The organism is Actinomadura violacea (genome assembly GCF_017573465.1).
Lineage (GTDB): Bacteria > Actinomycetota > Actinomycetes > Streptosporangiales > Streptosporangiaceae > Spirillospora > Spirillospora violacea.
In genome coordinates, this window is sequence record NZ_JAGEPF010000023.1 from 215,329 (window position 1) to 226,529 (window position 11,201).

At 73.0% G+C, this 11,201-nt stretch carries 10 protein-coding genes; 4 read left to right on the forward strand and 6 right to left on the reverse strand.

Going from position 1 to position 11,201, the window contains the following annotated elements; translation table 11 throughout:
* Window positions 1-121 precede the first annotated feature (121 nt).
* The gene (locus tag J4709_RS35130) at window positions 122-622 is read left to right on the forward strand and encodes an HAD domain-containing protein (RefSeq protein WP_208247401.1); all 501 of its coding nucleotides are present in this window, start codon (window positions 122-124) and stop codon (window positions 620-622) included.
* 70 nt (window positions 623-692) lie between these two features.
* Here the strand turns inward: J4709_RS35130 and J4709_RS55065 are convergent, their stop codons facing one another.
* Window positions 693-1,346 carry an HNH endonuclease family protein gene (locus tag J4709_RS55065; RefSeq protein ID WP_307801818.1) on the reverse strand — a complete coding sequence of 218 codons (654 nt, stop codon included), beginning with the start codon at window positions 1,344-1,346 and terminating at the stop codon, window positions 693-695.
* 253 nt (window positions 1,347-1,599) lie between these two features.
* Between J4709_RS55065 and J4709_RS35140 the strand changes: the two genes are divergently transcribed.
* On the forward strand, window positions 1,600-2,361 hold the full coding sequence (locus J4709_RS35140; RefSeq protein ID WP_208247403.1) for an SDR family NAD(P)-dependent oxidoreductase: 762 nt from the start codon (window positions 1,600-1,602) through the stop codon (window positions 2,359-2,361).
* A gap of 31 nt (window positions 2,362-2,392) precedes the next feature.
* On the opposite strand, the gene J4709_RS35145 is transcribed toward J4709_RS35140, so the two are convergent.
* Complete coding sequence (locus J4709_RS35145) at window positions 2,393-3,037, reverse strand: NUDIX hydrolase (protein WP_208247405.1); 645 nt, start codon at window positions 3,035-3,037, stop codon at window positions 2,393-2,395.
* A complete protein-coding gene (locus J4709_RS35150) occupies window positions 3,000-3,872 on the reverse strand; it encodes a helix-turn-helix domain-containing protein (protein ID WP_208247407.1) in 873 nt (290 codons plus the stop codon). The genes J4709_RS35145 and J4709_RS35150 overlap by 38 nt, the downstream gene beginning before the upstream one ends.
* 96 nt (window positions 3,873-3,968) lie before the next feature.
* On the opposite strand from J4709_RS35150, the gene J4709_RS35155 reads away from it, so the two are divergent.
* Complete coding sequence (locus tag J4709_RS35155) at window positions 3,969-4,547, forward strand: TIGR03086 family metal-binding protein (RefSeq protein WP_208247409.1); 579 nt, start codon at window positions 3,969-3,971, stop codon at window positions 4,545-4,547.
* 90 nt (window positions 4,548-4,637) lie between these two features.
* A complete protein-coding gene (gene gltX / locus J4709_RS35160) occupies window positions 4,638-6,038 on the forward strand; it encodes a glutamate--tRNA ligase (RefSeq protein WP_208247411.1) in 1,401 nt (466 codons plus the stop codon).
* Between the two features lie 12 nt (window positions 6,039-6,050).
* On the opposite strand, the gene J4709_RS35165 is transcribed toward gltX, so the two are convergent.
* From J4709_RS35165 to J4709_RS35175, 3 genes are all read right to left on the reverse strand, one after another.
* On the reverse strand, window positions 6,051-7,097 hold the full coding sequence (locus J4709_RS35165) for an urease accessory protein UreH domain-containing protein (RefSeq protein ID WP_208247413.1): 1,047 nt from the start codon (window positions 7,095-7,097) through the stop codon (window positions 6,051-6,053).
* Between the two features lie 95 nt (window positions 7,098-7,192).
* On the reverse strand, window positions 7,193-7,852 hold the full coding sequence (locus tag J4709_RS35170) for a response regulator (protein ID WP_208247415.1): 660 nt from the start codon (window positions 7,850-7,852) through the stop codon (window positions 7,193-7,195).
* A gap of 86 nt (window positions 7,853-7,938) precedes the next feature.
* A partial coding sequence (locus J4709_RS35175; protein WP_208247417.1) for a hybrid sensor histidine kinase/response regulator occupies window positions 7,939-11,201 on the reverse strand: 3,263 nt, incomplete at its 5' end.

The following is an 11,201-nucleotide window of genomic DNA, read 5'->3' on the forward strand; positions in this document are numbered from 1 at the left end:
TTCCACGGGGTGTCGCCTCGATGGGCCCGGTGCAGTTTCGGTCATGGATCCAAAACTGTCAAAACGTTGCCCAAAATGACCTTGATGTAACTTCCGGGCCGCATGCCGTAGGTTCTCGGGTATGGGGTCGCCGCTGGTGCTGCTGGACGTTGACGGGGTGCTCAATCCGTTCGAAAGGCCGCACCGGGGGTTCCGGCGGCATCGCTGCTCGCCGAACGGCGTCACATTTCGCCTCTGGCTGAACGCGGCGCACGGGCCGGCGCTGCTCGAACTCGTCGAGTCCGCCGGCGCCGAGCTGGCCTGGGCGAGCTACTGGTGCGACAACGCCAACGAGTGGATCTCGCCCCGGGTCGGGCTGCCCCGGCTGCCGTTCGTCCCGATCCCGCGGTTCCCGGGCATCGAGGAGGGCCGCACCCTCGGCGCGTGGAAGGCGCGGCACGTCGCGGCCTGGGTCGAGCGCAGGCCGTTCGTGTGGTTCGAGGACGAGCCCGACGCGACCGCGTGCATCGCCGCGGAGGAGGGCGTCGCCGACCACCTCCTCGTCGCCGTCGACCCGATGGTGGGCCTGACCGACGACGACATGGAGCGCGGCGCGGCCTGGCTGCGCGCCCTCGCCCGCTGATCCGCCGGGCGGGCGGGCGGGCGGACGGCCGGGCGGTGCGGGCCGGCGCGGCCCGCACCGCCGGGGCGCCTCAGCAGGTGCCGAGCAGCCGGCCCAGGGCCGTCTTCTCCGCGGAGTCGACGGTCAGCCCGTAGCGGTACTTCACGTCGATCCACGAGCGGGCGTACATGCAGTCGAAGCTCGCGAGCGGCGGGGTCCACTCGGCGGGGTCCTTGTCGCCCTTGGCCTGGTTGACGTTGTCGGTCACGGCCCACAGCTGCGAGGAGTCCAGGTCGTTGGCGAACGCCTGGCGGCGCGCGGTCGTCCAGGCCGAGGCGCCCGACCGCCACGCCTCGGCCAGCGGGACCATGTGGTCGATGTCCAGGTCGGACGCCTTGGTCCAGGTGGCGCCGTCGTAGGGACTCTTCCACGTGCCCGAGACGGCGGCGCACGAGGAGTCGGTCTTGACGTTCACGCCGTCGCGCTTGAGCACGACCTCGCGGGTGTTGCACGTCCCGGACTGGGTGATCCAGTGCGGGAACTTGTCGCGGCTGTAGCCCGACTCCGACCCCTCGGGGGCGACGGTGAGCGTGGCCAGGTGCGCGGACGCGGTGCTCGCGGCGGGCGGGGGCGGCGGAGCGGCGTCGGCGGCGGGCGCGAGCAGGACGGTGCCGGTGAGGAAGGCGCCGGCGAGAGCGGTGACGGTGGTGAGTGTGGCGGTGGCGGTGATCCCCGTGCGTTTCACGGGAACTCCTTTTCGCTCGGGAGCACGAGCCACCAAGTCTTGAATACTTGCATAAACCGGATATGTCCGTTTGGTTAGCGGAGATCACGATCAGGTCACGGTCGTCCCTTGATCGCGCCACGACATCGCCGCCCGGCGCCACATCGCCGGTGCACGACCCGCGGGCGGGCTCTTGTCAGGGGCCGCTTACGGGCCCGGCCGCGCGGCGGGCAGGATGGTGCTCCGCGTTCCGCGACCTGACGAAGGAGTGTCCATGAGTTCTCTCGCCGGCCGTACGGCCCTGGTCACCGGAGGCAGCCGGGGCATCGGCCGCGCCATCGCCCTGGCCCTCGCCGCCGACGGCGCCCGGGTCGCGATCGCCTACCGGCGCGACGAGGAGGCGGCCCGCAAGACCGTCGCCGACATCGAGGCCGCCGGGTCGCGCGGCCACGCGTTCCAGGCGTCCGTCGACTCCCTGGACGCCTGCCGCGCGCTCGCCGCCGGGGTCGAGGAGGAGTTCGGCGAGCTGGACATCCTCGTGCACAGCGCCGGGATCGCCAGCCGCGGCAACACCGTCGCCGACACCGACCCGGCGGAACTGGAGCGCGTGCTGCGGGTGCACGCCTTCGGCCCGCACCACCTCAGCCAGGCGCTGATCCCGCTGCTGCGGCGCGCCGAGCGCAGCGACATCGTCTTCGTGTCCAGCGTGGTCACCGACATGATGCCGGCGTTCAGCGGCCCCTACTCGATGGGCAAGGCCGCGGCGGAGGCGCTGGCGCAGACCATCGCCAAGGAGGAGCGGAGCCACGGCATGCACGTCAACGTGGTCGCGCCCGGGCTGGTCGACACCGAGATGGGGCAGCGGCTGGTGCGCGCCACCATGGGCGTCGAGGACATCAGGCAGCAGGACGCGGCGTCGCCCTACGGGCACGTCTGCTCGCCCGAGGAGGTCGCCGACGTCGTCCGGTTCCTGGTGTCGGACGGCGCGTCCTACGTGACCGGGCAGCGCATCGTCGTCGACGGCGGCACCTTCTAGCCCGCCGGCCCGCGCCGCCCGGCCGGGCCCGCTAGTTGCGGGTCCAGTCGGGCTGCGCGAAGTCCGCGACCCTGGCCTCGCGGCCGAACAGCACCACCTCGCGGAACTGCCACAGCATCGCGCCGGTCGGGGCGTGCACCCGCCAGCCCGGCGCGAGCCGCATCTGCAGCATGCTGCCGCCGTCCGGGCTCTCCACCCACCTCGGGGTGCCGTCGGCGGCGAGCGTGCGCAGGCTCGTGTAGTGGACGGAATGGACCTCGTCCGGGTTCGGCGCGAGCGGCCCCGGATCGTCCAGCGCGACCACGATCGGAGTGATCGCGAAGCCGGACGCGGCGGGGAAGTCGTCCAGCCGGCCGAGCACGTCGGCGGGGCCCGCGGCCAGCCCGATCTCCTCCCGCAGCTCCCGCAGCGCCGCCTCCTCGGCGGTCTCGCCGTCCTCCAGCCGGCCGCCTGGCAGGCCCCACTGCCCCGCGTTCCGGCCCCGGAACGCGCGCTTGATCAGGATCACCGACGGGGCGCCCTCGTCCTTCACCGCGCACAGCACGACCCCGGCGCGGCGCAGGCCCGGCGCGTCGGGGACGGTGGTGTGCCCGAACCGGCGCAGCCGCTCGGCGGCGAGCCGCCGGAAGGCCGTCAGGTCATCGAGGGGGCCGGGGGCCGGGCGGGGGTCCGTCATGGCCCGATCCTGCCAGCCCCTCCTCGCGCGCGTACCGGGCGGGGGGCGTGCCGACGGCGGCGGTGAAGTCGCGGGTGAAGTGGGCCTGGTCGGCGTAGCCCAGCTCGGCGGCCAGCCCGGCCCAGTCGACCCGCGTGCCCGCCGCCGCCCGCTCGGCCGCCTCCATCATCCGGAACCTGCGGATCACCCACTTCGGGCCGATCCCCACGTACTCCTGGAACAGCCGCTGCAGGCTGCGCGGGCTCACGCCCTCGTCCCGGGCCAGGTCGCCGACGCGGACGACCCCCGGCCGCTCCGCGATCCGCCCGACGATCGCCGCGGCCCGCTCGGCCGCCGGATCGGGCTCGGGCCCCAGCCCGGTGAGGAACGCCTCCAGCCGCGCGACGGCGTCCGCGTCGCCGGGCGTCGCGAAGACGTCCGCCGCCAGGGCGAGGCCCGCCTCGCCGAAAACCTCGTGCACGCCCGCGAACCGGCCGCTCAGCGCGGACACCGGCCCGTCCAGGAACGGCCGGAACCCGCCCGGGCGGAACGCGGCGCCGATCACCCGGCCCTCGTCCGCGATCTCCTCGACGAAGTCGTCGCGCACCACCCCGACGATCCGCGCCCGCGTCGCGCCGCTCGTCAGGTAGCTGGTGAAGGTCACGTGCACCGACGGCCGGGTCAGCACCCGCTGCCGGTGCGGCGGGCGTCCCCGCAGGTCCCAGCGCAGCACCCAGAAGAACTCCACGAACGCCGCCGGCTTCGGCGCCGGCGCGATCCGCTCGACACGGAAGCGCTCCAGGCCCGTCCGCGCGTGCACGATTCCGCGCGTCCCGCGGGGTAGGGATGGGCCCATCGGCCCAGGCTAGCGGTGTCGCGTTTGTTCAAGACCGGCTGTCGCCGCCCGGCCTAGCGTGGGACCATGGTCGAACGAATGAGCGAAGGAGTCGTCATGGATGTCCGGAGCCGGATGCGGCCCGCCGCGGACGCCGCGGCGCGGATCGTCCTGGAGATACCGCACCACCGGCTGGACGCGCCGACCCCGTGCCCGGGCTGGGACGTGCGCGCGCTGGTCGACCACCTGATCCTCTGGAACGCGCGGGGCGAGACCGCCGCGCGCAAGGAGCCCGTCACCGGGCCCGGCGAGGACCACGACTTCACCGCCGAGCCGGGCTGGGCCGAGCGGTTCGCGGAGCAGGCCCGCAGGACCGCCGACGCCTGGAGCGACCCGGCCGCGTGGGAGGGCAGCACCAGCCTCACCGGCAACAAGGAGGGGATGCCCGCCGAGTTCATCGCGGGGATCGTCTTCGGCGAGTGCGTCGTGCACGGATGGGACCTCGCCGTCGCCACCGGCCGCGAGCCCGGCTTCCCGCCGGAGGTCGTCGAGGCCGCCTGGGAGCAGCTCGTCCCCACCGCGGAGATCAGCCGCAAGTACGGCGCGTTCGGTCCCGAGGTCGCCGTCCCCGAGGACGCGCCGCTGCTCGACCGCGTGCTCGGGCTCGCCGGCCGCGACCCGCACTGGAAGCCCTGACGGACGTCCGGCGCGGCACGGCGCGGCGGGCGGCGCGCCGCGCCGTTGTCCGGGCGCGAGCGGGGGCCCGCGCGCTCTACCCTTGAGGGCATGTCAACGAGCTCTTCGATCCGGGTACGTTTCGCGCCGTCGCCGACCGGCATGTTCCACGTCGGCGGCGCCCGCTCCGCGCTGTTCAACTGGGCGATGGCGGCCCAGTCGGGCGGCACGCTCGTGCTGCGGATCGAGGACACCGACGCCTCGCGCAACAGCCCCGAGTGGACCGAGGGCATCATCCGCGCCCTGGCCTGGCTCGGCATGGACGGCGAGCAGTACGAGGGCCCCTACTTCCAGTCCGCCAACGCCGACAAGCACGTCGAGGCCGCCCGGACGCTGCGCGAGCAGGGCCGCGCCTACTACTGCGACTGCACCCGCGAGGCCGTCATCGCCCGCACCGGCGACCAGCACAAGGGCTACGACGGGTTCTGCCGCGACCGCGGCCTCGAGCCCGGCCCCGGGCGCGCCCTGCGCTTCCGCACCCCCGACGAGGGCCAGACCACCGTCGTCGACCTGCTGCGCGGCAAGCCCGTCTTCGACAACGCCGTGCTGGAGGACTTCGTCATCGCCCGCGCCGACGGGTCGGTCACCTTCCTGCTGGCCAACGCCGTCGACGACATGAGCCAGGGCATCACCCACGTCGTGCGCGGCGAGGAGCACCTGTCGAACGCGCCCAAGCAGCAGCTGCTGTGGGAGGCGCTCGGCGGCGAGCCGCCCGTCTGGGCGCACGTCCCGGTGATCGTCAACGAGAAGCGGCAGAAGCTGTCCAAGCGCCGCGACAAGGTCGCCCTGGAGGACTACCGGGCCGAGGGCTACCTCGCCGAGGCCATGCGCAACTACCTCATGCTGCTCGGCTGGGCGCCGTCCGGCGACCGCGAGATCGTCCCCTGGGACGTGATCGTCGACGAGTTCCGCATCGAGGACGTCAACTCCTCGCCCGCGTTCTTCGACGTCAAGAAGCTGCGCGCGATCAACGGCGAGTACATCCGGGCGCTGCCCGTCGAGAAGTTCATCGCCGAGTGCCTGCCGTTCCTGCAGGAGGCTCCGTTCGACGTGGACGTCGCGGTGTTCGCCGAGCTGGCGCCGCTCGCGCAGACCCGCGTCGCGCAGCTCTCGGAGATCGTCCAGATGATCGACTTCGCGTTCCTGGACGAGCCGCCCGCCGACGAGCAGTCCTGGAACAAGGCGATGAAGGAGCCTGCCGCCGACATCCTCGCCGCCGCCGAGGCGGCCTACCAGGACGCGCCGTGGAACGCCGGCGAGCTGAAGGACCGGCTGGAGCGGGTCGGCACCGAGCGCGGCCTCAAGCTCGGCAAGACGCAGGCACCCGTCCGCGTCGCCGTCACCGGCCGCACCGTGGGGCTGCCGCTGTTCGAGTCCCTGGAGATCCTCGGCCGCGACCGGACCCTCGCCCGGATCGCCGCCGCCCGCGCGAAGCTCGCCGCGTCCGCCTGACCCGGCGCGGGGCTAGCGGAACGTGATCGCCCCGGGGAAGTGGCCGGACGCGCACATGAACGGCATCCGGCCCGGCCCCGGGGCGCCGAGGTCGACGCGGGTCTCGCCCGTCGCGGGCAGGTAGACGTCCCTGTCGCGGCTCGGGATGGTGAACACCCGCATGTGCCCCGAGGTGTGCCGCGTCCGCAGCACGAGGACGGTGTGCACGCGGGCCCGCGCGGTCAGCAGCGCGGGCCGGTAGCCCTGGTCGAGGGCCCAGATCGTGACGACCTGGGTGCCCGCCGCGTCGGTGCGGACGAACCGCGCCGAATCGGCCGCCGCGGCCCCGCCGCCGGACGGCAGCCACCCGCCGAGCCGGAGCCCCGACAGCAGCGTCCAGCCGGAGACGGCCAGCAGCGCCACGGCGAGCAGGGCGGTCAGCCGCCCGCGCAGCAGCTCCATCGTCCGCCCGACGGTGACGCCGATGAGCCCGAACAGCGGCGCGGTCCCCAGCACGAAAGCGCCCATCACGACGGCGCCGCCGAGCGCGGAGCGCGACGTCACGGCCAGCAGTTCAGCCGACAGCGTCAGCCCACAGGGGACCAGGATCGTCGCGGCGCCGAGCAGGGCGGGCCGCCTCGACCGGCCGGCCCGCGGCGGGTGGCAGGCGTCCTCCCCGTCCCCGGACGAGGGCGCCGCGTCCCGTCTCAGCAGGCGGCGCACCGGCCGGAACCCCAGCAGATCGAGCGCGAACAGCGCCAGGGCCGCCGCGGCGGCAGCCAGCAGCGCCCCGCGCACCCGCGGCCCCGGCTGCACAGCACCGCCCACCAGCCCGAGCAGCGCACCCAGCGCCACATGCGAGACCAGCTTCGCCGCCAGGAACACCGACACCTGCCGGATCGGACGCGCCACCCCTGAACCGGTGCCCTCCGCACCGTCGCCCGCAGCACCGGCGCCCGCACCGCCCGCCGCGCCGCCGACCGCGCCGGTCAGCAGGCCGATCTGCGTCGCCGCGCAGGTGGTGCCGCCCGCCAGCAGCCCCGCCCCGGCGCCCGCGAGGAACAGCCCCGCGACGTCCACGGCCCACCTCCCGGCGGAACCATCCCCGGGACCGAAGGGCGCAAAGCGTCACTGACCGGACACGGCCAGTCGATCATCTCGAACGGGACGGCGGTTCAGCCGCCGGGCTCCAGGACCTCGCGCAGCGCCGCCAGCCGGCGCTCCAGCTCGTCGTACTCGCCGCGCAGCGCCGCCGGCAGCTGCTTGCCGACCGTCTCGGCCTGCTCCGTCACCGCGGCCAGCCGCTCGGCGACCTGCGGGTCCCCGTCCCGCGGCGCGTCCCCGGCCGCACCGGAGCCGGCCTCGTCCCGCGCCTTCAGCAGCGTCGACTGCTCGCGCAGCAGCGCGGCCTGCTCCCGCAGCAGGGCCGTCTGGTCGCGCAGCTGCTTGTTCTTGGTGTGCAGCTCCACGAACACCGACACCTTCGCCCGCAGCACCCACGGGTCGAACGGCTTGGAGATGAAGTCGACCGCGCCCGCCGCGTACCCGCGGAACGCGTAGTCGGGATCGCTGTTCACCGCGGTGAGGAAGATGATCGGCAGGTCGCGGGTCTTCTTGCGGCGCTTGATGTCGCGGGCCGTCTCGAACCCGTCCATCCCCGGCATGACGACGTCCAGCAGGATGACCGCGTACTCGTCGGTGAGCAGCGCCTTCAGCGCCTCCTCACCGGACCGCGCCCGGACCAGGTCCTGATCGAGCGAACTGAGGATGGCCTCCAGCGCGATCAGGTTCTCCTCGCGGTCGTCCACGAGCAGGATCTTCGCCTTGTCGTCCACGCGTCGTCTCTCCGATTCCGGTCCGGCCTCCCGCCGCGGGCCACGCCCGTGCCCACCGCGACCCTACCTGCCAGGCGACTCCTCTCTCAGCGGACGATGGAGGGTTGCAGCCAGTTCCTCATGACGTCAAGGAGATGATCCACGTCGACGGGCTTCGGCACGTAGTCCGACGCGCCCGATTCCAGGCTCTTCTCGCGATCGCCCTTCATCACCTTCGCGGTGATCACGATGATCGGCAGCTCGGCGAACTGCGGCATCTGCCGGATCGCCGCCGTCGTCGCGTAGCCGTCCAGGCCCGGCATCATCACGTCCATCAGCACGATCGCCACGTCCGGGTTGCGGTGCAGCAGGTCGATCCCCGCCTGCCCGTCCTCGGCGTACAGGACCTCCATCCCGTACCCCTCCAGGACGGACGTCAGCGCGAACACGTTGCGGACGTCGTCGTCGACGATCAGCACCTTGCGGCCCGACAGCACCCGGTCGACGAAGTCCGCCGGCGGCTCGGCCAGCATCCCGTTCAGCGCGGGCTCGGGCCGCCCCTGGCCCTCGCCCGGGGGCCGCTGGTCGGCGGGCAGCCCGTTCTCCCGGCCGGCCGCCGCGTCCGCCGCGGCGCCGCGGTCCGCGGAGCCGGCCGCCGGCAGCGCGGGCAGGGCCTCCGCCGCGCCGTCCGCCTCCTCCTGGGCCGCCGCCCGGCGCCGCCCCTCGGACTCGCTGTACTGCGCCGGCAGGTACAGCGTGAACACGCTGCCGCGGCCCGGCTGGCTCTCCGCCTGGATCTCCCCGCCCAGCAGCCGAGCGATGTTCCGGCTGATCGACAGGCCCAGGCCCGTGCCGCCGTAGCGGCGGCTGGTGGTCCCGTCGGCCTGCTGGAACGGCTCGAAGATCTCCTGCAGCTTGTCGGCGCTCACCCCGATGCCGGTGTCGATCACCCGGAACGCGATGACGTCCGGGGTGTTCCACAGCGCGGGCAGCGTGAAGTCGATGTCCCCGGCCCGCTCGATCACCAGCCGGACCTCGCCCTCCGCCGTGAACTTCACGGCGTTCGACAGCAGGTTGCGCAGCACCTGCTGCAGCCGCTGCTCGTCGGTGTTCAGCGTCGGCGGAACGTCCGGCGCGACCTCGACCCCGAAGTGCAGGCCCTTGTCCACCGACAGCGGGCGGAACGTGGCGTCCACGTAGTCCACCAGCGCCGGCACCGACAGCCGCTGCGGGTGCGCCTCCATCTTCCCGGCCTCCACCTTGGCCAGGTCGAGGATGTCGTTGATCAGCTCCAGCAGGTCGGTGCCGGACTCGTGGATCGTCCGCGCGAACTCCACCTGCTTGTCGGTGAGGTTGCCGCCCTGGTTCTCCGACAGCAGCTTCGCCAGCACCAGCAGACTGTTCAGCGGCGTCCGCAGCTCGTGCGACATGTTCGCCAGGAACTCCGACTTGTACCGCGAGGAGATCGCCAGCTGCTCGGCGCGCTCCTCCAGCGTCCGCCGCGCCTGCTCGATCTGGAAGTTCTGGATCTCGATCGCGCGGTTCTGCTGGGCCAGCAGCGCCGCCTTCTCCTCCAGCTCGGTGTTGGAGTGCCGCAGCTCGCCCTGCTGGCGCTGCAGCTCGTCGGAGCGTTCCTGCAGCTCCTGCGCGAGCCGCTGGGACTCGCCGAGCAGCGCCTCGGTACGGGTGTTGGCGCGGATCGCGTTCAGCGTCACCCCGATCGTCTCGATCAGCTGGCTGAAGAACGCCAGGTGCACGTCGGTGAACCGGCCGAACGAGGCCAGCTCGATCGCGCCGAGCACCTCGTCCTCGAACACGATCGGCAGCACGATGATGTTGACCGGCGACGACTCGCCCAGCCCCGACCCGATCCGGACGTAGTCGGCCGGCGCGTCGTTGATCAGCAGCGGCCGGCGCTCCTGCGCCGCCTGCCCGACCAGGCCCTCGCCGAGCGCGAACCGGACCGTCCCGATCCGGCTGCGCCGCGTCCCGTACCCGGCGATCAGCACCAGCTCGGCCTCCTCGCCGCCCTCGGCCAGGTAGAACGCGCCGTACTGGGCGCTCGCCGTCGGCGTCAGCTCCCGCATGATCAGCTCGGCGACCTGCATCAGGTCCCGGTGGCCCTGCATGAGCCCGCCGATCCGGGCCAGGTTGGTCTTCAGCCAGTCCTGCTCCTCGTTCGCGCGGGTCGTCTCGCGCAGGGTGGCGACCATCAGGTTGACGTTGTCGGACAGCTCGGCGACCTCGCCGCGCGCCTCCACGGTGATCGTCCGGGTCAGGTCGCCGGTGGCGACCGCGCTGGCCACCGCGCCGATCGCGCGGACCTGCGTGGTCAGGTTGCGGGCCAGCTCGTTCACGCTCTCGGTCAGCCGCTTCCAGGTGCCCGAGACGCCCTCGACCTCGGCCTGCCCGCCGAGCCGGCCCTCGCTGCCGACCTCGCGGGCGACGCGGGTCACCTCGGACGCGAACGACGACAGCGTGTCCACCATCGTGTTCAGCGTCGTCTTCAGCTCGAGGATCTCGCCCTGCGCGTCGACGTCGATGCGGCGGGTCAGGTCGCCGTGCGCGACCGCCGTCGCGACCTGCGCGATGTTGCGGACCTGGTAGGTCAGGTTGGAGGCCATCCCGTTGACGTTGTCGGTCAGGTCCTTCCACATGCCGCCCGCGCCGGGCACGTGCGCCTGGCCGCCGAGGCGGCCCTCGGTGCCGACCTCGCGGGCGACCCGGCTGACCTCGTCGGCGAACGCCGACAGGGTGTCGACCATCGTGTTCAGGGTGTCCTTGAGCTGCAGGATCTCGCCCTGCGCGTCCACCTCGATCTTGCGGGTCAGGTCGCCCTGCGCGACCGCCGTGGTGACCTGCGCGATCCCGCGGACCTGGACCGTCAGGTTGTTCGCCATCGAGTTGACGTTGTCGGTCAGGTTCTTCCAGACCCCGCTCACGCCCTGGACGTTCGCCTGGCCGCCCAGGCGGCCTTCGGTGCCGACTTCGCGGGCGACGCGGGTGACCTCGTCGGCGAAGGCCGAGAGGGTGTCGACCATCGTGTTGACGGTGTCCTTGAGTTCGAGGATCTCGCCCTGGGCGTCGACGGTGATCTTCTTGCCCAGGTCGCCCTCGGCGACCGCGGTGGTGACCTGCGCGATGTTGCGCACCTGGTAGGTCAGGTTGGACGCCATGCCGTTGACGTTGTTGGTCAGATCGCGCCAGACGCCGCCGGCGCCGGGCACGTTCGCCTGGCCGCCGAGGCGGCCTTCGGTGCCGACTTCGCGGGCGACGCGGGTGACCTCGTCGGCGAAGGCCGAGAGGGTGTCGACCATCGTGTTGACGGTGTCCTTGAGTTCGAGGATCTCGCCCTGGGCGTCGACGGTGA

Bases quoted from the DNA above. Each gene is read 5' to 3' on its own strand.
- J4709_RS35130 (WP_208247401.1), top strand. From the start codon at position 122: ATGGGGTCGCCGCTGGTGCTGCTGGACGTTGACGGGGTGCTCAATCCG.
- J4709_RS35145 (WP_208247405.1), bottom strand. From the start codon at position 3,037: ATGACGGACCCCCGCCCGGCCCCCGGCCCCCTCGATGACCTGACGGCC.
- J4709_RS35150 (WP_208247407.1), bottom strand. From the start codon at position 3,872: ATGGGCCCATCCCTACCCCGCGGGACGCGCGGAATCGTGCACGCGCGG.
- J4709_RS35140 (WP_208247403.1), top strand. From the start codon at position 1,600: ATGAGTTCTCTCGCCGGCCGTACGGCCCTGGTCACCGGAGGCAGCCGG.
- J4709_RS35155 (WP_208247409.1), top strand. From the start codon at position 3,969: ATGGATGTCCGGAGCCGGATGCGGCCCGCCGCGGACGCCGCGGCGCGG.
- gltX (WP_208247411.1), top strand. From the start codon at position 4,638: ATGTCAACGAGCTCTTCGATCCGGGTACGTTTCGCGCCGTCGCCGACC.